Here is a 20336-nt window from a genome sequence, read left to right as displayed (position 1 = left end):
TGGTTATGGCTCGCATGCGGACCGGCCCCGTCCACGCCCAGCCACAGATGCGCGAACCGGCGCCAGGGTTGAAAGCGCGCGGTGCCGATTTGTCCGACCGCATCCGCAAGGCTTCGCCCCGGCCGCGGCGGCCATCCCGGCCGGCGGCCTCGGCTATCCTCGTATCCGCTTACCTCATTTCCGGCAACAGGTTCCAGCCATGCAGCACGCTCTCTCCCCGCTTCGCCGCAGCGGACACGCCGCCCCGACCGTGCGGGCCGCATCGTGAAAGACAAGATCGTCGTATTTACCGGTGCCGGCGTCAGCGCCGAGAGCGGGCTCAAGACCTTCCGCGACATGGGCGGGCTCTGGCACGAGTACCGCCTCGAAGACGTCGCCTCGCCGCAGGCCTGGCAGCGCGACCCGGCCACCGTGCTGCGCTTCTACAACGAGCGCCGCAAGGGCGTGCTCGCGGCGCGACCGAACGCCGCCCATCTCGCCATCGCCCGGCTCGAAGAGAAGTACGAGGTCGTGGTGATCACTCAGAACATCGACGACCTGCACGAACGCGCCGGCTCGTCCACGGTGGTCCACGTGCACGGCGAAATCCTCAAGGCGCGCAACACCATCGCGCCGGAGCGGATTTACCCGCTGAAGCGTCCGCTGATCGAACTCGGCGACCTGTGCGAACGCGGCAGCCAGCTGCGCCCCGACGTGGTCTGGTTCGGCGAAGCCGTGCGTCATATGGACGAGGCCGAGGCGCATTTTTCCACCGCGGCCAAGGTACTGGCGATCGGCACCTCGCTGAGCGTCTACCCGGCCGCCGGCCTGGTCGCCTACGCCCCGTTCTCGGCCGAACGCTGCTTCGTTTCGCCCGATCTGCAGGAGGTGCCGCGCGGTTATCGCTTTCTGCAGGGCACCGCGACCGCAGTGGTGCCGCCGCTGGTGGAGAAGTGGCTGCGCTGAGCGCGAGCCGATAACCGGCCGCCGGGCCCTCACCGCCCCGCCCGGCAGGGAATCGCGACCGCTCACGCAGAACCTGCGCCAGCGTATGGATTCGTCGCGCGCGACCTTCTAGACTCGCTGAATGCGCGTCTCCCTACTCGCCGAACGCAGCATCTCCGCCACGCCCGAGGCGGTGTTCGCGCTGGCCCTCGACCCCGAACGCTTTCCGGCGTTGTTCGAAGGCTACGGCCCGATTCCGGGCCTGCGACGCATCACTCCCTTGGCGCCGTCCGCGGTCGGCAGCATGCGCACCCTGGAGAACCAGGACGGCTCCCGCCTGATGGAGCGCATCACCGTTTTCGATCCGCCACGCCGGCATGCCTATACCTTGAGCGGGTTCCGCGGGCCGCTGGCCTGGCTCGCACGCGAGGCCCACGCCGACTGGACCTTCGCCGCCGAATCGATCGAGCGCTCGGCCGGCACGCCGACCTCTACGTGCGTGCTTTGGCGTTACGACTTCGAGCTGACCAACGCCCTGGCCTGGCCGTTCGCCTGGCCCTTGCTGCACGGCTTCATGCAGGTCGCGATGCGGCAATGCCTGGAGCGCATGGCCGAATCCCTGGAAGCCGCCTGGCGGCAGGAGCGCGATTGATGCAGGAGTGGATACTGCTGGCGATGGCGCCGGTCTTCCTGTCGCTGATCGGCCTCGAAGCCTGGTACTGGCGCAAGCGCCGGCCCGAGCAGTACAGCCTGCGCGACACTTTCTCGAACGCGGCCCTGGCCTTGATGCACCAGGCCAGCGATGCGGTCGCCTGGTTGCTGGTGATCGGCCTGTACTACGCGGTCTACGCCCATCGTCTGTTCGAATTGCCGCCGGCGTCGTGGTGGACCATCGCCGCGCTTTTCGTCGCCCAGGATTTCTTCTACTACTGGTTCCACCGCAGCAGCCACCGCGTGCGTTGGCTGTGGGCCTCGCACGTCACTCACCATTCCTCGGAGCGACTGAATCTGTCGACCGCGTTCCGGCAGAGCCTGACCTACCCGATTTCCGGCATGTGGCTGTTCTGGTTGCCGCTGGCCTGGATCGGCTTCGAACCGCGCCTCATCGTCGCGGTGGTCGCGATCAACCTGGGCTTCCAGTTCTTCGTGCACACCCAGGCGGTCGGCAAGCTCGGCTGGTTCGAAAAGATCTTCAACACGCCTTCGCATCACCGCGTCCACCACGCGCGCAACCCGCAGTACATCGACCGCAACTACGCCGGCGTACTGATCGTCTGGGACAAACTGTTCGGCACCTACACCGAGGAAGACGCGGACGTGCCCTGCGAGTACGGCATCGTCGGCCAGGTGCGCGGGCACAACCCGATCCGGCTGACCTTCCACGAATGGGTCGCGATGTTCGGCGACGCCTGGCGCGCACGCGGCCTGCGCGGCGTGGTCGGGCAACTATTCGGGCCGCCGGAGCGGTCGCTGTCGCATACCCAGCCGCGCGACTGAGGGGCGCTCTAGCGCGCGCCGCTCAACGACCGCCGGGCGACAGTCCGAAATAGGCGTAGGCCGCCGATACCGCCAGGCCGAGCCAGGCCTGGCCGTGGTTGGTCAGCACCGGCAACGCCTTGGGGTGATACAGCCCGACCATGAAGGCGGTCAGCCCCGCGCCGATCCAGACCAGCACGAACAGCACCGACACGATGGTCAAGGTGCGCACCGCACCGACCGAGGCACCGGTATCCAGCACCCGCGCACCCGGCGCTTCGCCCGGCTTGGCGATCGCCAGTTCGGCGATGACCAGCGCCGATACCAGGCCGCCGATCACCGACAAGGCCTGGGCCATGCCGTCGTTGAATACCGTGCAGTTGGCCGCGGTGCCGCAGTTCACCACTTCCACCGCCACGGTGATGAGGTGCACGTAGACGCCAAGCAGGATCACCGAGATCAGGCCGCCGAAGATCTTCTGCATGGTTTCGCTCCTGGTCGCACGCCGCGATGGCGCGGCCGGGTCGACAGGAAAGAACGGTTCGCAGCACGAAACCGGCCGATGCATCCAGCCGCCGGCATCCGCGCTCCCCTGTCCGGCGCGACGACCGCCGCGCCTACCTGAGCGAACGCGGTCGCGGCGCGGCGCAGGCCACGCAGCCTGGGCAACAGGGCTCGCACTCAATCGTGGGTGTCGCCGGACAGAGGCGTGGCGCGCATCGAGGGGCGCTGTTCGAAAGCGTCGAACCAGGCCACCAGACGCGGGCGCCCTTCGCGGAAGTCCGGTAACTCGCGGAATTCCAGCCAGCTCAAGGCGGTCGCGACGGCGATATGGCCGACGTGCAGCGGCGCATCGGCGTCCAGCTGCTGTTCCAGCCAGTCGTAGCTCTCGATCAGTTTCTCGGTGTAACCCTCGCGCAAGGCCGGATAACGCAAGGCTTCCGGGCGGCGCACGGTTTCCCAGCGCACCTTGATGCCGGCATCGGCCAGGCCCTGGGCGACCGCCTGCAAACGCAGCGCATGCCAGCGCGCCTCGCCCTGCGCCGGGATCAGCGGCCGGCCGTGGTGCAAGGTATCGAGGTAGGCGCAGATGATGTCGGAATCGAAGATCGCCGGTTCGCCGATGCGGATCAGCACCGGCACCTTGCCGAGCGGGTTTTGCGCATACACCGCTTCGTTGCGCAGGGTCGGGCTGGTCTCGTGATGCACGACCTCAATGCGCTCGGCCAGTCCGGCTTCGTGAGCGAACACCAGGGCCTTGCGCGCATACGGCGAATGAGTCTGATAGAGCAGTTGCATGGCGGGACCTTTGCGGGAATACGGAAGAGAAGACATTGGCGGCGCGGACGATCGATGCCTAGCGCGGCCCAGCGGCATCGTGCAGTAAACACGCGACCACCGCGGTGATCCGGCGCGCAGTCGGCAGGTGCAGGAATTCGTTCGGGCCGTGCGCGTTGGACTGCGGGCCGAGCACCCCGGTGACGACGAACTGCACCTGCGGGTAGCGCTCGCCGAGCATGGCCAGGAACGGAATCCCGCCGCCTCCGCCGATCAAGGCGCTGCCGCGGCCGAAGGCCTGCAGCGAGGCGCGTTCCAGGCTGGCTTCGAGCCACGGCGCGACCGCCGGCGCATGCCAGCCCGGGCTGGCGAAATCGATCGCGAACGAGACCTCACTGCGGTACGGCGGGTCGGCTTCGAGCAGCGCCTTCAAACGCTGCCCCGCGACCGCGGGGTCGAGCGTCGGCGGCAAACGCAGGCTGAGCTTGAGCGCGGTGTACGGCTGCATCACCGCCGCAGCCCGGGCCACGTCCGGCAGACCGTCGAGCCCGGTGACCGCCAGTTGCGCACGCCAGGCACGGTTGAGGGCCAGCTCGGCCGGCACTTCGCTGACCGCCCGGGTGTCGCGATGGAACGGAAAACTGTCGACCAGCCCCTGCCCCAAGGCCGTCGCGGCGAGCTCGGCCTGGGCGCGGCGCGCAGGCGGAATCTCGGTCTGGAAATCGGCGACGACCTCGCCGCTGCCGGCGTCTTCGAGTCGCGACAACAAGCGCCGCGCGATGCGGAAACTCGACGGCACGATCCCGGAGGCGTCGCCGGAATGCACGCCTTCGTCGAGCACGCGCACACTCAATGTGCCGGCGACCTGTCCGCGCAGCGACGTCGTCGTCCACAACTGCTCGTAGTTGCCGCAACCGGCATCGAGCGCGACGATCAGGCCCGGCTCGCCCAGGCGCGGGGCGAGATGATCGATGTAGGCCGGCAGGTCGATGCTGCTGGATTCCTCGCTGGCTTCGATCAGCAGGCTGCAGCGCGGATACGCCAGGCCTTGCTCGCGCAGCCCCAGCACCGCGGCGATCGCTGCGAACATGGCATAGCCGTCGTCGGCGCCGCCGCGCCCGTACAGGCGTTCGCCCTCGATGCTCGGCGCCCAGGCGCTGCGGCCGGCGGCCCAACCGGCCATCGGCGGCTGTTTGTCGAGGTGGCCGTAGATCAACACCGGCGTGCCGGCGCCGGTCGCCGGGAGATCGATGAAGATCGTCGGCGTGCGCCCGGGCAGGCGCAGCGCCTCGACGCTGGCGCCCGGCACCGCGGCGAGGCGCTCGCGCGCCCAGCCCGTCATCAGCTCGACCGCGCGCTGCATATGGCCGTGCGCGTCCCAGTCCGGGTCGAAGGCGGGCGACTCGCAGGGGATGGCGATGTCCTCGCACAACGCCGGCAGGATGTCGGCCTGCCAGATACGATCGACGAATTGCTGCAGCTTCGGAAAATCCATGACGTCGCCTCGGGATGAGGCGAAAATGCTAGCCGCGCGGCCCTGCGCTTTCGCCGCGATCGGTCCGCGCCGCTTGCGGTTTTTCCGCGCACTCGCCCACTAAGATGCCGGGACCATGAAACTCGACCGATTCGACCGCCAATTGCTCAACCTGGTCCAGGAAGACGCCGGCCAGACCGCCGAGCACCTCGCCGAACAGGTCGCGCTGTCGCCGTCGGCGATCCAGCGGCGCCTGCGGCGCATGCGCGAGCAGGGCGTGATCGTGCGCCAGGCGGCGGTGGTCGACCCCAGGCAGGTCGGCAAACCGACCTTCTTCATCGTCGCCCTGCAGGTCGAACGCGAGCGCCCCGAATTGCTGGCGCAATTGCGTAAGTGGCTGGCCGGGCAGGAACAGGTGCAGCAAGTCTTCTACGTCACCGGCGAAGCCGACTTCGTGCTGGTGGTGACCGCGCCGGACACCGAAAGCTACGACGCGCTGATGATCCGCATGGTCGGCGACAACCCGAACATCAAGCGCTTCACCACCAACGTCGCGCTGAGCCTGGTCAAGCGCGGCCTGACGATTCCGGTCGCGCTCGACGACGAGTAACGACTGCGTACCGGGTTCGCAGGCCGGGCCCGTCGTGCCGCGATCGCCGGCGCCGATGCGCGGCTTGGCCGCATCCGTCGCGCCGATTCGCGGCGCAACGACGCGCGGCCGACGCCACACTGGCGCCATGACCTCCCCCTGGCTGATCGACCCGGCGCAACTGTGGCCGGACTACCGCCCGACCCGCTTGCTGGAACTGCCGGCGTTGGCGCGCCGCTGCGGCGTCGCCCGCGTCTACGCCAAGGCCGAGAACGAACGGCCGCTCGGCAATTTCAAATCGCTCGGCGGCATGACCGCCGGTCTGCGCGCCCTCGCCCGCGTCACTGGCGCCGATTCGCTCGACGCCCTGCAACGACACTGCCGTCAGAGCCCGGCGCCGATGCGACTGCTCTGCGCCAGCGACGGCAACCACGGCCTCGCCGTTGCCGCGGCGGCGCAACGCGTGGGCGCCCATGCCACGGTGTATCTGCCGGCGGCGGTGGACGAACCGCGCGCCGCGCGCATCGCCGCACTCGGCGGCAAGGTCGTGCGCATCGACGGCAGTTACGACGATGCCGTCCTCGCCGCGTCGGCGATGGCGGCTCGCGGCGACGGCGTGTTGATCGCCGACACCGCCAGCGATCCCGGCGACGCCGTGGTCGCCGACGTCATGCACGGCTATGGCCTGCTCACGCGCGAACTCGCCGGGCAATGGCCCGACCACGCCGGCGGTCCGCCGAGCCATGCGTTTATCCAGGCCGGTGTCGGCGGGCTGGCCGCGGCGATGGCCGAAGGTCTGCGCACGCAGTTGCGCGCATCGGCCTGTATCGTGGTCGTCGAGCCCGACTCGGCCGCCTGCGTGACCCGCGCCCTGCAGGCCGGCGCACCGGTGGCGATCGACGGCGACCTGGATACCGCCGCCGGGATGTTGTCCTGCGGGCTGGCTTCGGCGCCGGCCTTGGCGGTGTTGTTGCGCCACGATGCGCGCGGCATCGGTGTCGACGAGGCGATGCTCGATCTCGCCGTGACCGCACTGCGCGAAGCCGGCGGCCCGCACAGCACCGCCTCCGGCGCTGCGGGGCTCGCCGGGCTGTTGCGCGCATCGGCCGATCCCGAGCTGCGCGCGGCGCATGCGCTCGGCGGCGACAGCCGCGTGCTGTTGGTGATCAGCGAAGGCGACGCCGCGCTGCGCGACTGACGCTGCACTGCAGGAGCGATCAGGCCTTCAGGCAATCGATCAGGAACTCGACCGTTGCCCGCACCCCGGGCAGTTGACCGCGCCGATGCGGCATCACCAGGCTCGTGGTGACGCGGCCGGCGATCCATTCCGGCAACACCCGCACCAGCCGGCCACTGTCGAGTTCGTCGCGGCACATGCGTTCCGGCAGACAGGCGATGCCGAGCCCGGCCACCGCCGCGGTCGACAACACCCGGCTCTCGTTCACGGTCATGCGCGCGATCGGCGCGACCTCGACGCGGGCGCCGGCACCATCGGACAAGGTCCACGTCGTCGCCGACGACTGCCCGGTCAGCAACCCATCGTGGACGGCCAACGCCTGCGGCGTCGCAGGCCAGCCACGCTCGCCGAGATAAGACGGCGCGGCGACCAACACGATCGATTCGACCAGGGCCTGGCGTTGGATCAGACCCGAGTCCGGCAAGGGCGCGAAGTGGCTGCGCACGGCGATGTCGTAGCCCTCCTGCACTAGGTCGACGAAACGGTCGGTGACGTCGAGCTGCACGTGCAGGCGCGAATAGGCGCGCGCGAGCGCCGGCAGATGCGGCGCGAGGTAGTCCTGCGCGGTCGGCACGCCGGCGGTGATGCGCACCTTGCCGCTCGGTTCGGCGACACGGCTGCGCACCACCGCTTCGGCCGCTTCGGTCTCGATCAAGGCGGCATGCGCATGCTCGTGGAAGGCGCGGCCGGCGTCGGTGAGGGTGAAGCTGCGCGAGGTGCGATGGATCAGGCGCACGCCGAGTTCGTCTTCGAGCGCGGCGACGCGCTTGCTGACCGTCGACTTGGGCACACCGAGCCGGCGCGAGGCTGCGGCGAAACCGCCGTGTTCGACCGCGGCGGCGAACAGGACCAGGTCGTTGAGATTAAGCATGACCGCAAAGTACACATAGGGAGACTTTGCGTCCACTTTCGGCCGACTACACAGCCAAAGTCCACACCAATACAGTGAACTCACCCCGCAAGACGGGCCCACCCCTCACTGGAGAAACTCATGTCCCCGATTCTTTACTACGGCGTCCCGTCCGGTTGTTCGTTCGGCTCCATCGTCGCCCTCGAATGGTCCGGCCTGCCGTATCGCCTGGTACGGGTCGAAATGCCCGAGATGATCCACACCGACGCCTACCGCGCGATCAACCCGGTCGGCGAGACGCCGTCGTTGACGACCGCGAACGGCGACGTGGTGGTCGAGAGCATGGCGATCCTCAACCACATCGGCGCCCGCGCCGTCGCCAGCGGCATCGCCTCCGAGCAGGGCAGCCGCGAGTTCGACGACCTCAACCGCATGCTGGCCTTCCTCAACACCACTTTCTTCAATGCCTTCAGCTCGCTGTGGCATGTGATCGAACACGAAGTGGATGCGGCGACCAAGGCCGCGCTGACCGAATACGGCCGGGGGAAGGTCGAGCGTGCGCATGCGGAGCTGGAACGGATGCTCGGCGACAAGCCGTGGCTGCTCGGCGAACAGCGCACCCTGGCCGATGCCTACTTCATCGGTATCGCGCGCTGGACCAAGTACCACGCCGTCGTCGACCGCCGCGACTACCCGAACCTGCAGCGCCTGTACGACAAGCTCGAAGCCGACCCGGCGGTGATCTTCGCCCATGCCATCGAAGATCAGCGCCCGGCGACGAGCAGCGGCGGCTTCCAGGGCGAGATCGGCCTGGAAGCAGCGGGCGAGTCGAAGCGCGCGGCTTGATGGGATCGATTGGCGGCAACGTCGTCGCCGCTGTTTCGGAATGCAGAGCAAATCCCCCCTTCCCCCCTTTTTCAAAGGGGGGAATCGACCTCGGTGGGTCGCATGGTCGTGGGGAACCGACCTCGATGGGTCGCATGGTCGTGGGGAACCGACCTCGGTGGGTCGCATGGTCGTGGGAATCGACTTTGGTAATGGCTGGCCGTGAACTGCACGCTGGCCAGGCCGGAGAATAAGCGCATCGCCCACTCACCGCGCCCATGCTATTGCCCCCTTTGGAAAAGGGGGCGGCGACCGCGAAGCGGGCGCGGGGGATTTGCTGTTGCTGTTGCTGTTCCTACCGCCGCAACCAACACGCGACGCTCGAAACTCGCAGCGTCAAGCCTGCGCTTCAGCCCGCACCAGCGGCCGGCGGCCGCGCGGGCGGCTCGGCCAGGCGTGACGCACGATGCGCCAGGCCACTTCGCCGAATTGGCGCGGCAAGGAGCCGGTGTCGTAATGCTGGCCGTAACGGCCGCAGATATCGCGCACGTCCACCGCGATGGCGGCATAGCGCCAGGCCGGGATATCGGGATAGAAATGGTGCTCGATCTGATGGCTCAGGTTGCCGGTCATCAGGTCCATCCACTTGCCGCCGCTGAGGTTCGAGGAACCGCGCAGCTGACGCAGATACCAATGCCCGCGCGACTCGTTGCGCACCGATTCCTTCGGAAACACTTCCGCGTCGTGGGTGAAGTGGCCGCAGAAGATCACCGTATACGTCCACAGGTTGCGCATCACGTTGGCGACCACGTTGCCGAGCAACACCGGCAGGAAGAACGGGCCGGCCAACAGCGGAAACAACAGGTAGTCCTTGAGCATCTGCTTGCCCATCTTGCGGCCGACCGGCACGAACTTGCGCCACATCGCCTTGTGCTTGGTCTTGCCGGTCAGCCAACGGCCCAGGCGCAGATCCTGTATCGCCACGCCCCACTCGAACAGCAACGCGAACACCACGGCGATGAACGGCTGCACGAGATAGAACGGCCGCCAGCGTTGCTCGGGGAACAGACGCAGCAGGCCGTAGCCGATGTCGTCGTCCATGCCGCGCACGTTGGTCCAGGTGTGGTGCTGGTAGTTGTGGGTCCTGCGCCAGTTGTCGCCGGTGGCGACGATGTCCCACTCGTAGGTCTTGCCGTCCAGATGCGGGTCGCGCATCCAGTCGTACTGGCCGTGCATGACGTTGTGGCCGACTTCCATGTTCTCGAGGATCTTCGACAGGCCCAGCAGCAAGGTGCCGAGAATCCACGCCGGCACCATCATCCACGGCACGAATGCGCCGCCGAGCGCCAGGCCCAGCGCACCGACATACAGCAACAAGCGGCCGAGCAGACCGGTGTAGCGCACCGCGGCGACGACGCGACGGATGTAGGCGGCGTCGATGCCGCCGATCTGGGCGACGGTGCGTGCGCGCAGCGCGTCGAGCTCTTCGCCGAAGCGGTCGAGTTCCTGCGGGGTCAGCACGCGATTGCGGAAGGTACGGGTCATGGACGGATCACAGATCGAGGACGAGATCGCTGCCGGCGCTGTTCACGCACAGGCGCAACGCGGAAACCGGCTCGTCCTGGACGTCGCCGGTATGCAAATGGCGGGTGCTGCCGGAACTCTTGCCGCAGGAGCAGGTGTTGCACAGGCCCATGCGGCAGCCGGACGCGAGCTTGAGGCCTTCGGCTTCCAGCGCGGTCAACAGCGATTGCCCGCGCGGCAGTTGCAGGGTGCGGCCGCTGCGCGCCAGGGTGACTTCGACGGTGCCGCTTTCGTCGAGCGTGCGCGGCGGCGGAGTGAAGGCTTCGGCCGCGAACGAACGCGCCTGGGCCTGCGTCTGCGCACGCGCGACATCGACGAAACCGCCGGGGCCGCAGACATAGACCTGGCGCGAAGCCAGGTCGGGAACGAGTTCGGACAGTTGCGCCGCATCGATGCGGCCGGCCGCTTCGTCGGCATGCTCGGCCGCTTGCCGCGTCAGCACGAAGCGCACGCGGAAGCCGGGATGCGCCGTGGCGATCGCGCGCAGCTCATCGACGAAACACAGCTCTTCGCGACGACGCGCCCAATACAGCAAGCTCAGTTCGGCTGGCATGCCCTTCGCCGCCAGCTCGCGCACCATCGACATCAACGGGGTGATGCCGCTGCCGGCGGCCAGGAACAACCACGCGCCGTCGGCCCGCTCGGGCAGGGTCATCTCGCCGAACGCGGCGCCGATTTCGAGGACGTCGCCGACCTGCGCGTGGTCGTACAGGTGGCGGCTGAGCTTGCCGCCTTCGATCGCCTTGACCGTGATCGCGATGCGGCCATCGGCGCGATGCGCCTGCGCCGCGCTGTAGCTGCGCGAGACCAGGGTGCCGTCGACACGCGCGCCGATCATCAAATGTTGCCCGGGACGGCAGCCGGCCCAGTGCCGGTTCGGCGCCAGCAGCAGGGTCACCGCGTCGGCCGAAGCCGGCTCGCGGGCGACGATGCGCGCCAGCGGGCGCTCCCAAGTCCAGGTCGGATGGAAGCGCGAGGCCCAGAAATCAAAGACTTGCGGCGCAACCAGCGGTGCGATCAGCCGCTTGAGGCGGCTGTGCGGGCGGGCGCGGGAGGGACGAAGAGCAGCGTTCATGGCGGCACTATACACATATGAGCACAGCTGTGTGCACACCCGTATATTAATTCCGTGCCGGGAGTATCATGTTCGCCATCGTCCTGGTGCCAGCCCCGTGAGCCAACGCCTCCATTCAGACATAGATGTCGATTCGCACCCGGGCCGCAAGGCGACGATCTCGCGCGAGGACCTGATCGCCGCCGCGCTCAAACTCATCGGGCCGCACCGCAGCGTGTCCAGCCTGAGCCTGCGCGAGGTCGCCCGCGAGGCCGGCATCGCGCCGAACAGCTTCTACCGCCAGTTCCGCGACACCGACGAACTCGCCGTGGCCCTGATCGACCTGGCCGGCCAGTCGCTGCGCAAGATCGTCGGCGAGGCGCGCCACCGCGCCGCGACCCGGCGCAGCATCGTGCGCAGTTCCATCGAGGCTTTCATGGAACAGTTACGCGCCGACGACAAATTGCTGCACGTGTTGTTGCGCGAGGGCACGGTCGGCTCGGACGCCTTCAAGCGCGCGGTCGACCGCGAGCTGTCGTTCTTCGAGGAGGAGCTGCGCGTCGACCTGATCCGCCTGGCCGCGATCGACAAGATCACCCTGCACGAACCGGCCCTGGTCGCGCGTTCGATCACCCGCCTGGTATTCGCCATGGGCGCCACCGCGATGGACATGCCGCGCGAGAAGGACCACGAACTCATCGAACAGATGAGCACGATGGTGCGGATCATCCTGGCGGGGTCGCGGGCGATGGCGGCCGCGGGCAAAGCCGCAAACGCCGGAAATTAAGCGCTCGGCGCAACGGTTTCGATCCGGCGCATCGCTAAGTGAACCCTGTCGGCAGCCAGGCCCCGGCAGGTTGCGAATACATCCGCGAAGTTGACGACGGCTCTATCGCTGAGCAACCGCATTCTTCGGATCGCACACACCCGGGATGCCTACCGACTCGAACGCGGGCAACTTCAGTCTGGCCGCAAGCGCTTCGTATTGGGCAACCGACAACGGCCCGGTCACACTCGGCGTCGGATGGACGCCGCTCGCGAACTCCTGTTTGCGCACGACGAAATAGCGCTCGTCCGCATGTTGCGCACTTGGCCGCTGTCTCGCTCCGATGAATTACGTATTGTCGGCGATCGCCGATACACAGGCGTCGACGACCGGAACCGACGTGTCGGAGTGAATGCGATACGACAGCTTGCTGTTCGATGGCTCGTCGATCCACACGACCGCATACGAACCGGACTCCCACTCCACGCGTGAATCGCACAGGCCGCAGCCGGCAACAACGAGTGCCGCTGCGCAGAGCGTCGCGGTACGACCCATTGCGATCACGCGGACCTTCGGGGGTCTGGAGATGCCGTCGGCCATGAGATCCACCGGTGGGTCCTTCCGTTAGCTGACCGGCAATTGTCGGCCGCTCCCAAGGTGTCTTCGTGAAGTCAAAGTGGCCCAACACTAAGCTGGCCGGGAAACTGTTCTTGCCAAGGCCGAGCATTCCCGCTAGTACTTAGCCAATAGAGAAACTTTATCTCACCAGCCCCGCTTCAGCTCCCTCTCCCGCTTGCCGGAGAGGGCAAACACCAAGCCGGCCGCCACAACCAACCGCGCTCAAGCCCAAGCGGCACCCAGGAAACCGCCATGTCCCTGACCCTGTACCAGCACCCCCTCGCCTCGTTCTGCCACAAGGTGCTGATCGCCTTGTACGAAAACGGCACCGCCTTCGAGACCCATCTGGTCGACCTCGGCAACCCCGACGCCAGGGCCGAGTTCTGCGATGTGTGGCCGCTCGGCAAGATGCCGGTGCTGCGCGACCACGCGCGCGACCGCACCGTGCCCGAAACCACGGTCATCATCGAATACCTCGAACAGCACTACCCCGGCGCGCGGCCGCTGCTGCCGCCCGGCCAGGACGAAGCTCTCGATGCGCGCCTGTGGGACCGTTTCTTCGATCTGTATGTGCAGGTGCCGGTGCAGAAAATCGTCATCGACCGCATCCGTCCGCCAGCGTCGCGCGACCCTTCCGGCGTCGCCGAAGCCCGGGCCACACTCGCGACCGCCTACGACATGCTCGAACAACGCCTGCGCGAACGCCGCTGGGCCTGCGGCGAAGACTTCAGCCTGGCCGATTGCGCCGCGGCGCCGGCTTTGTTCTATGCCGGCATCGTCGCGCCGTTTCCGCCCGGTCATGCGCACCTCGCCGCTTACTTCGAACGCCTGATGGCGCGTCCTTCGGTCCAGCGCAGCATCGCCGAGGCCCGCCCCTACTTCCATATGTTTCCGTTCGTGGATGCGATGCCTGCACGCTTCCTGCAAGGCGGCACCCCATGAATCCCAAGCCTGCCGTCGACCCGGCGCGACTCGACCGCATGTTCCATGCGCTCGCCGACGCCAGCCGGCGCGGCATGGTCGATCGCCTCAGCGAAGGCCCGGCCTCGGTGTCGGAACTCGCGCGCCCGCTGGCGATGGCGCTGCCGTCGGTGGTCAAGCACTTGGCGGTGCTCGAATCCGGCGGCATCGTGATGTCGGAAAAAGTCGGGCGCGTGCGCACCTACCGCATCGCACCCGACGCCCTGGCCGATGTCGAGGCCTGGGTCGCCGCACGCAAGGCGCAGTTGAATCGCCAGTTCGACGCCCTCGCCCGCTATTTGCTCGAAGACGAATCCGGCTCAGGAGATTTTCGATGAACCCACGCTCGACCGCCCACACCCAGTTCGTCATCGAACGCGAATTCCCGGCGTCGCCGGCGCGCACGTTCCGCGCCTGGTCGACTCCGGAGGCCAAACGCCGCTGGTTCGTCTGCAACGACGACATGGTCAACACCGGCTACGAACTCGACTTCCGCCCGGGCGGCAACGAACGCAACCGCGTCGTCACGCCAGCCGGCACCGTGCACCTGTTCCAGGCGAGGTTCTTCGATGTCGTGCCCGACCAGCGCATCGTCTATGCCTACGACATGTACGTCGACGAACGCCACCTGTCGATCTCGCTGGCGACGGTCGAGTTCGAGGCCGGCGGCGTCGGCACGCGCATGCGCTTCACCGAACAAGTCGTGTTCCTCGACGGCTACCAGGACCGCGAGGGCCGCATCCGCGGCACCGAACTCGGCCTCGACCGGCTCGCGCTGTTGCTGCACGAGCCGGCCGCCGCCCACTGAGCGCCCTCAGCGCACCGGCAAAGCAATCGGCCGCAACGGCGCGGCATCGCCGCCGCGGATCTTCAGCGGCCCGCCGATGAAGGCGAATTCGTAGACCTTATCGCGCGACAGCTCCTCCAGCGCGACCAGTTCCATGATCGGCACGCCGTGCTGGGCCAACATATAGGTATGCACCGGGATGTAGTCGCCGGCGACCTCCGAGGGAAAGGTCTCCAGGCTGAGGTTGTCGGCGCCGACGATCATCGCCCCGCCGTCCTCGACCAGGAACCTGGCCGCATCCAGGCCCAGTCCGGGCGGGTTGGCCATGTAGCCGCTCGCGTCGCCGAAGCGCTGCATGCGCCCGGTGCGGATCAACACGATGTCGCCGCGCTGCAAGCGGACCTTCTGCCTGGCCAGCGTGTTCTGCAGGTCCTGGCGGGTGATGCGGTAGTTATCCGGCAGCATCGGCAGCCCCTGCGCCGCGGCCACGTCGAGCAGCACGCCGCGCGCGATCAGGGGCGGGAATTTTTCGATGCCGGTCTTGGTCCAGCCGCGGTCGCCGAGGTGCTCGTCGGCGCGGAAGCCGTTCCAGACCTTGCCGTCCAGGCCGAAGTGGTTGAGCGCGTCGATGTGGGTGCCGCTGTGGCTGTACATCGAGAACGCCGCGCCGGTGTAGCTGACCTTGTGGTTCATCTCGCGGCCCACGGCCATCGGGTCGTCGACCACCGTGCCGCGCGGGGTGTGGGTCATCCAGAACTGGTAGTGCGGGTCGCCCGCGGCCTGCCAGCTCGGCATGCCGATGTAGTAGTCGGTGGCCAGGTCATAGGCCTTGCCGCCGTCGACACGCGACAGGATCGCCGCTCGCGACTCCGGGGTAATCAGGTTGAGCCGGCCGATCTCGTCGGCCGGCCCCCACGGGCTGGCGCCGACGCCTTCGGCGGCGTGGGTGGACAGCGAGGCGATCGCGCCGAGGGCCAACAGGCCCAGACGCGGCAACAAGCTATGCAGTTTCATTTCGACTCCTGAGGCGCGCCGGCAGCATGGCCGACGCATGAAGGGATGCGCCGAAGGCCCGCGCTCGGCGAGCGCGGCAGGCTTCGATGCGATTCGGTTCAAAGCAGGCCCCAGGATGCGCAGGCCGCCGCGGCGGAAACAGCGCTGCGGCGTTGCGACAGTTTTCGCTGCGGGTCAGGAATGCGCGGCGAGCGCAGCCGGCAGGCGTTCGGCGAGAAAGTCGACGAAGGCCCGCACCTTCGGTTGCAGATGACGCGAGGTCGGGTACACAGCGAACACCTGACGCGGCGCGAACCGGTACTCCGACAAGACCTCGACCAAGGCGCCGCTCGCCAACGCCGGCGCCGCCAGGAACGACGGCAAGGCACCGATGCCGAGGCCTGCGACCAGCAGGTCGCGCAATACCAGGCTGTTGCCGACCGTGGCCCGCGCAGGCCCTTGTACCGACACCGGCCCCTGCGGCCCGTGCAAGGGCCACAGCCCGGGCGGCTCGGCCAGGCTGTAGTGCAGCAGCGAATGCCGCTGCAGGTCGTCGGGCGACGACAACGGCGGATGCTGGGCAAGATAGGACGGCGCCGCGCACAGTATCTGGCACACCGAGGCGAGCTGACGCGCGATCAAGGACGAGTCTTCCAACCGCGCACGCAAGCGGATCGACACGTCGAAGCCTTCGCCGACCGCATCCAGCAACCGGTCCTCCAGAGTCAGGTCCAGGCCCAACGCCGGATAGCGCTGCAGGAACTCCGCCAGCAAGGGCGACAAGGTGCTCAAGGCGAACGACATCGGCGCGTTGACCCGCAAACGCCCGCCGACCTGCTGCGACTGCTGGCGCACCGAGGCCTCCAGCGCATCGAGTTCGTCGAGCAGGCGCACGCATTCGCGAAAGTAAGCCTGGCCGGTCTCGGTCAGGCTCATGCGCCGGGTGGTGCGCTGGATCAACACCGCGCCCAGATGCGCCTCCAGCGAGCGCAATTGCTTGCTCAGCCCGGCCGGCGAAACGCCGAGATCCTCCGCCGCCTTGGCCAGACCGCCGAGTTCGACGATGCGGCGGAATGAACGCATGAGGGTGAAGGCATCCATGGGCGGCGCTGAGAACGGAAGAGCCGCCATTGTCCGCCGGGTTCGCGCATAAACAACCCGCATCCCTGCAACGATCGAACCTGCAGATCGAGTTCTTCGGTTCGACCAGCAAAACCGCACCGCAACCGCCGCCGGTCTACAGGGAAACCGGCGACGGCCGCGATGCGGCCGGAACTCACTCGACCTTGACCAGACCGCGCCAGGTGTTGCGGCCGCCGTTCATGACGTCGTCGCCGCCGCCGAACCACCAGCCGTTCCAGTTGAGGATGTCCTCGTCGTCCTGGTGGACCCAGCCGCGCGCCAGCGCGTACTTGCTCGGCATCGATTGCGGGCCGAACACGCCATAGGCGAAGCCGAGTTTCGGGAAGCTCGACATGTGGCCGAGCCAGGACGAGGCACCGCCATCGAAGTGGCAATAGCTGGTGAACCAGGTGTTGTAGACGCGGAAATTCGGGAAGATCACGCCCGAGGAACTGTTGGCGTTGCGCCAGATCTCGTTCTCCTGCACGCGGGTGTAGCGGCGCGCGCCCGAGGGGCAGAACACGCCCATGTTGAGCACGGCGTAGTCGTGCTGGTTGCCCGTGCTCGGCAAGGGCCGGAACGACAATGCGCGCACGGTGTCGACCTTGCAGAAGCGCCAGGTGGTGTTGCCGCCCGAGGAGGTCGCGCCGATCCAACCGCCGCGGCCATTGGCGTTACGGCGGTCTTCGTCGTCCATGTGGATCTGCGACCAGGAATAGCCGTTCGGGCAGTAGTTGCTCTGCGGGATCACGCCGACGCTGAACAAACGCGGCTCCAGCCAGCCCCACCAGCGCAGCAGGCCCTTGGCGGCGGCTTTGGCCGGGACGTAGGGCACGAAGAATTCTTCGCCCTCTTTCTCTTCGATCACGCAGGCACCGTCGAAGCCGAGCACCGCGCAATAGCTCAATGCCACGCCTTCGCCTTCGGCCTCCATGAATTTCTCGACATCGACCTGGCCGCTGTCGGGATAGCGCCGATCCAGGTCTTCGAGGAGCGAGGCGAACTTCTTCACCTGCGGCGGCGTCGGATCGGTGGCCGCGGCCAGCTCCCACTCTTCCTTGGGGCTTTCCTGCTCGGACTCTTCCGCCCAGGACGACAGCGGCAGCCCCACGACCAGGGCGCACAGCGCGGTGACCAGCACTTTCTTGTTCATGACATTCCTTTGAGTTGATGGAGCATGGCGAGCCAAGCCGGCGACGGCGCCCGATCGAACGCAAAGGGACGACACGCCCGAATCGGCGGCCCGACGGCCGGCTTGCGCCGACACCGGCGCGCGATGCACGCCCGTTCGAACCCGAGACCACCGAATCGGCGCGACCGCGCCGGCCGAACCACGCTAGGCAGTCGGCGACGGCGTTTCGAGGAAGAATGTGGGAACGATTCGGGCGCCGGCGGGAACGCTTCCGGGACAACGTGCGCTACGACGAATCTGAAGCGCGATGCAGGTCGCGCTCGTTCATCGACGGCGACGCGAAACGGATCGAGGCAGCTACTACACCTTCATCGACGGCGAACGCTGAGGCTCGGCCTGCTGCTGCGCCAGGCTCGGATCTTCGCCGCGCTGGGCCTGCAAGGCATCGAGCTTCGAGAGCGAGTCCTGTACCGGCGTCATCGCCGCCTGCTGTCCGACGACCTGCGCCCGCAGATGCGCCGGGTCGTTCAGCGCGCCCGCGACCGCGAACACGTGCCGGCCCGAGCCATCCGGCGCGGGATGCCCGACGACGACGTGATCCGGCTTGCCGATCCCGCTCTGCCGGCACTCGACCGCAAGGCAGGCTGCGATGCGGTCGAGGTCTTGCGCCGGCGGCACTGGGCCATGCTGGGCGAATGCCGCGGGGAGCCCGTCGCGGATCGTCTGCACCAAAGGCAGGTCCACCGGGCTCGGCGAGCCCACTTCGGGCGCGCTGGAAAAGAAGGGCTCCAACGACCGTCGACGTTGCCCGGCTTCATCGATCTGCGTGCCTGTTGGCGGCGAACACGCCCCGCTCGCCGGACCGGGCGAGGATGGCGACGGCTCGCCGTCGAACGGCCCACGCCCCCTCAAGCCGTCGATCGCCTCGTCCATCGGCGGCGGCGCCAAGGCCGGCACCAGCTTCAGCAATGCCGGATCGATGTCGCCGGTCTGCGGCAGACATTGATCGCGCTGGAAATCCAGCACCGCGCGCTGCATCGTCAACCGGTACACACCGTCGGCCACCAGAGGCCCGTCGTCGGCGCCGATATAGCCTTGATCGTTGAGGTGCCGTTGCAAGTCGCGGATGCGGACGCTGGATTCGCCGAGGCGGAGCGTGCCATCGTCGGTGATGGGACAGGGCTGTACGTCCACCCGCCCCTCGGGCTCGATGGGCAAGCGGCCGTCGACCAAATCGGCTACGTAACTCTCGAACTGGCGGTAGTAGCGTGTGTCCATTTCGACATGGAGATGGACCTTATCCGTCTGTCTATTGCTCTGCACCCCGAGGGAATACCCATACGGAACTATCTGCTCTTCCTGGACATTGATATCGCTCATGTGACGAATACGAGCAATGACATCTCCGCCTTTTCTGTCGTAGATATCGACCAAGCCTTCCGCCGCACTGACCCTGCCGATGTATCCGGCGACAGGCGACGGAACCATCACTTCGCGTGCCGCGGCGGAGCCTTGCTGAAGGCCTGGGTGCTCCAGCATGAAATCCTTCTTCAGCAGCACCTGATCAGGTTTGAGACCGAAGTAGGTATTGCCGTTCCTGGCAATTTCTATCTCCTGAATTTCCCCATCGATCAAAGCATGAGCACGACGCGGCTGGCCGTTAATCACCAATCCGTCCTGCATCCTCGCATTGCGATTATCGCCCGGATGATGAGTCACCAGGCCGTCGAAATCAGAAACCGGCTCATTTCTCTGCGATTGACTGGCGCCGCGCGGCGGTCCCAGTTGAATGACACGGTATGCAGTGTAGTTATCCATAACCAACTCCTCCGGCCATCACCTATCTCATCGGATTCGGCTCGGCTTCATACTCGCGACGCCGTCTGCATTCATCGGGCCACTTGCAATCGACGATCGGCTCCAGAGCCCAATGTTGGACGTAGTACCAACAGTCGGATCGAAGCTCGTAAGTGTCGACTGCATTGCCGTTGTACTTAACGTCGTAGTGCGTCGGTGAGACTTGCTCTACCTGGAACCCATCGACGACCGGGAACCAGCCCTCTTTTCCATCCGACCCTATTCCCGTCCAGACCTGACCCGGCTTGAGATCTCGCTCGTCCCGCACGAACTTCTTTTGCTTTTCGTCGTACCGATACTTCGAGGTTGCGGCTCCGCGGCCATCTTCCGTGACCCACTTTGGATAACGCGGATCTCCTGGTTCGGTGTTGTTCTTCCAGTAGTACGGGTACTTGCTCTTGACCGGCTGCGCGGTAAAGGCGACTCGCAGATCGCCGCTGTTCGAGAACGCCTGCAAGAACGGCTCAAAGCTCTTGGATGGACAGGCCGGAGCTTTGCTGGCCTGTTCAACCGCATTCGACACGCGGCCCACTCCAGCCGATTTCTCCACGCGTCCTGACTGAGCATGGCCGGCTTCGTTCGCCGCGTTCCCGTCACAGGCAATCAAGAGCAACGATGCAGCCAGCCCCAGAGATCGCCGCGAACCTCGCCGCAGATAAGGCGGAAGCGATGTCGAATATCGGCCTTGACTGTTCATTGAACTCTCCGTAAGGCATCCATGGCGATTCCGACTCTCGCGCAGCCGGCATCTTTCGTATCCGCAGACAGCCCGAAACATCACACTATCGAACTCAAACCTTCATCGCCATG

General features: G+C 66.9%; 22 protein-coding genes. 10 read left to right on the top strand and 12 right to left on the bottom strand.

Features of this window, described 5'->3' with window-relative positions; all coding sequences use genetic code 11:
• Nucleotides 1-264 precede the first annotated feature (264 nt).
• From ACTOWK_RS09390 to ACTOWK_RS09380, 3 genes are all read left to right on the top strand, one after another.
• A complete protein-coding gene (locus tag ACTOWK_RS09390) occupies nt 265-945 on the top strand; it encodes an SIR2 family NAD-dependent protein deacylase (protein ID WP_441329907.1) in 681 nt (226 codons plus the stop codon).
• 121 nt (nt 946-1066) lie between these two features.
• A complete protein-coding gene (locus tag ACTOWK_RS09385) occupies nt 1067-1576 on the top strand; it encodes an SRPBCC family protein (protein WP_441329906.1) in 510 nt (169 codons plus the stop codon).
• Nucleotides 1576-2421: a sterol desaturase family protein gene (locus tag ACTOWK_RS09380; protein WP_441329905.1), complete on the top strand. Its 846-nt coding sequence runs from the start codon at nt 1576-1578 to the stop codon at nt 2419-2421. The genes ACTOWK_RS09385 and ACTOWK_RS09380 overlap by 1 nt, the downstream gene beginning before the upstream one ends.
• A gap of 22 nt (nt 2422-2443) precedes the next feature.
• Here ACTOWK_RS09380 and ACTOWK_RS09375 read toward each other — a convergent pair whose 3' ends face one another.
• The 3 genes from ACTOWK_RS09375 to ACTOWK_RS09365 form a co-directional block, all read right to left on the bottom strand.
• Nucleotides 2444-2884, bottom strand: coding sequence for a hypothetical protein (locus tag ACTOWK_RS09375; RefSeq protein ID WP_441329904.1), 441 nt, complete (start codon nt 2882-2884; stop codon nt 2444-2446).
• 197 nt (nt 2885-3081) lie between these two features.
• Complete coding sequence (locus tag ACTOWK_RS09370; RefSeq protein ID WP_441329903.1) at nt 3082-3699, bottom strand: glutathione S-transferase family protein; 618 nt, start codon at nt 3697-3699, stop codon at nt 3082-3084.
• A gap of 58 nt (nt 3700-3757) precedes the next feature.
• A complete protein-coding gene (locus tag ACTOWK_RS09365) occupies nt 3758-5173 on the bottom strand; it encodes a M20/M25/M40 family metallo-hydrolase (protein ID WP_441329902.1) in 1416 nt (471 codons plus the stop codon).
• Nucleotides 5174-5288: 115 nt separating this feature from the next.
• Between ACTOWK_RS09365 and ACTOWK_RS09360 the strand changes: the two genes are divergently transcribed.
• Both ACTOWK_RS09360 and ACTOWK_RS09355 read left to right on the top strand, forming a co-directional pair.
• On the top strand, nt 5289-5762 hold the full coding sequence (locus ACTOWK_RS09360; protein WP_441329901.1) for an Lrp/AsnC family transcriptional regulator: 474 nt from the start codon (nt 5289-5291) through the stop codon (nt 5760-5762).
• 127 nt (nt 5763-5889) lie between these two features.
• On the top strand, nt 5890-6939 hold the full coding sequence (locus ACTOWK_RS09355; protein ID WP_441329900.1) for a pyridoxal-phosphate dependent enzyme: 1050 nt from the start codon (nt 5890-5892) through the stop codon (nt 6937-6939).
• 19 nt (nt 6940-6958) lie between these two features.
• Here ACTOWK_RS09355 and ACTOWK_RS09350 read toward each other — a convergent pair whose 3' ends face one another.
• A complete protein-coding gene (locus ACTOWK_RS09350) occupies nt 6959-7849 on the bottom strand; it encodes a LysR substrate-binding domain-containing protein (protein ID WP_441329899.1) in 891 nt (296 codons plus the stop codon).
• A 120-nt stretch (nt 7850-7969) separates the two neighbouring features.
• Here ACTOWK_RS09350 and ACTOWK_RS09345 point away from each other — a divergent pair, with 120 nt between their 5' ends.
• The gene (locus ACTOWK_RS09345; protein WP_441329898.1) at nt 7970-8674 is read left to right on the top strand and encodes a glutathione S-transferase family protein; all 705 of its coding nucleotides are present in this window, start codon (nt 7970-7972) and stop codon (nt 8672-8674) included.
• Between the two features lie 375 nt (nt 8675-9049).
• On the opposite strand, the gene ACTOWK_RS09340 is transcribed toward ACTOWK_RS09345, so the two are convergent.
• Together ACTOWK_RS09340 and ACTOWK_RS09335 are read right to left on the bottom strand one after the other, a co-directional pair.
• A complete protein-coding gene (locus ACTOWK_RS09340) occupies nt 9050-10198 on the bottom strand; it encodes a fatty acid desaturase family protein (RefSeq protein ID WP_441329897.1) in 1149 nt (382 codons plus the stop codon).
• 7 nt (nt 10199-10205) lie between these two features.
• Nucleotides 10206-11312: a ferredoxin reductase gene (locus tag ACTOWK_RS09335; protein ID WP_441329896.1), complete on the bottom strand. Its 1107-nt coding sequence runs from the start codon at nt 11310-11312 to the stop codon at nt 10206-10208.
• A gap of 97 nt (nt 11313-11409) precedes the next feature.
• Here ACTOWK_RS09335 and fabR point away from each other — a divergent pair, with 97 nt between their 5' ends.
• Complete coding sequence (gene fabR, locus ACTOWK_RS09330; RefSeq protein WP_441329895.1) at nt 11410-12078, top strand: HTH-type transcriptional repressor FabR; 669 nt, start codon at nt 11410-11412, stop codon at nt 12076-12078.
• Between the two features lie 327 nt (nt 12079-12405).
• Here the strand turns inward: fabR and ACTOWK_RS09325 are convergent, their stop codons facing one another.
• Nucleotides 12406-12657, bottom strand: a complete 252-nt coding sequence (locus ACTOWK_RS09325; protein ID WP_441329894.1) for a hypothetical protein — start codon at nt 12655-12657, stop codon at nt 12406-12408.
• Between the two features lie 270 nt (nt 12658-12927).
• Between ACTOWK_RS09325 and ACTOWK_RS09320 the strand changes: the two genes are divergently transcribed.
• The 3 genes from ACTOWK_RS09320 to ACTOWK_RS09310 are packed head-to-tail and all read left to right on the top strand — an operon-like array spanning nt 12928 to nt 14443.
• Nucleotides 12928-13617 (top strand): glutathione S-transferase family protein, encoded by a 690-nt coding sequence (locus ACTOWK_RS09320; RefSeq protein WP_441329893.1) that lies wholly within the window; start codon nt 12928-12930, stop codon nt 13615-13617.
• The gene (locus ACTOWK_RS09315; protein WP_441329892.1) at nt 13614-13973 is read left to right on the top strand and encodes an ArsR/SmtB family transcription factor; all 360 of its coding nucleotides are present in this window, start codon (nt 13614-13616) and stop codon (nt 13971-13973) included. Before ACTOWK_RS09320 ends, ACTOWK_RS09315 begins: the two co-directional genes overlap by 4 nt.
• Nucleotides 13970-14443, top strand: a complete 474-nt coding sequence (locus tag ACTOWK_RS09310) for an SRPBCC family protein (protein WP_441329891.1) — start codon at nt 13970-13972, stop codon at nt 14441-14443. The genes ACTOWK_RS09315 and ACTOWK_RS09310 overlap by 4 nt, the downstream gene beginning before the upstream one ends.
• Nucleotides 14444-14449: 6 nt before the next feature.
• Here the strand turns inward: ACTOWK_RS09310 and ACTOWK_RS09305 are convergent, their stop codons facing one another.
• The 5 genes from ACTOWK_RS09305 to ACTOWK_RS09285 all read right to left on the bottom strand — a co-directional run bounded on the left by ACTOWK_RS09305 (nt 14450) and on the right by ACTOWK_RS09285 (nt 20223).
• Nucleotides 14450-15436: a cyclase family protein gene (locus tag ACTOWK_RS09305; protein ID WP_441329890.1), complete on the bottom strand. Its 987-nt coding sequence runs from the start codon at nt 15434-15436 to the stop codon at nt 14450-14452.
• 174 nt (nt 15437-15610) lie between these two features.
• Nucleotides 15611-16516, bottom strand: a complete 906-nt coding sequence (locus ACTOWK_RS09300; protein WP_441329889.1) for a LysR family transcriptional regulator — start codon at nt 16514-16516, stop codon at nt 15611-15613.
• 175 nt (nt 16517-16691) lie between these two features.
• A complete protein-coding gene (locus tag ACTOWK_RS09295) occupies nt 16692-17690 on the bottom strand; it encodes a hypothetical protein (protein WP_441329888.1) in 999 nt (332 codons plus the stop codon).
• Nucleotides 17691-18029: 339 nt separating this feature from the next.
• A complete protein-coding gene (locus tag ACTOWK_RS09290; protein ID WP_441329887.1) occupies nt 18030-19487 on the bottom strand; it encodes an XVIPCD domain-containing protein in 1458 nt (485 codons plus the stop codon).
• A gap of 22 nt (nt 19488-19509) precedes the next feature.
• Complete coding sequence (locus ACTOWK_RS09285) at nt 19510-20223, bottom strand: hypothetical protein (protein WP_441329886.1); 714 nt, start codon at nt 20221-20223, stop codon at nt 19510-19512.
• Nucleotides 20224-20336 lie beyond the last annotated feature (113 nt).

The sequence above is a fragment of the Lysobacter sp. CA196 genome (assembly GCF_052078695.1).
In the GTDB taxonomy this organism is placed as follows: domain Bacteria; phylum Pseudomonadota; class Gammaproteobacteria; order Xanthomonadales; family Xanthomonadaceae; genus Lysobacter.
This window is presented reverse-complemented; position numbering and strand designations above follow the sequence as displayed.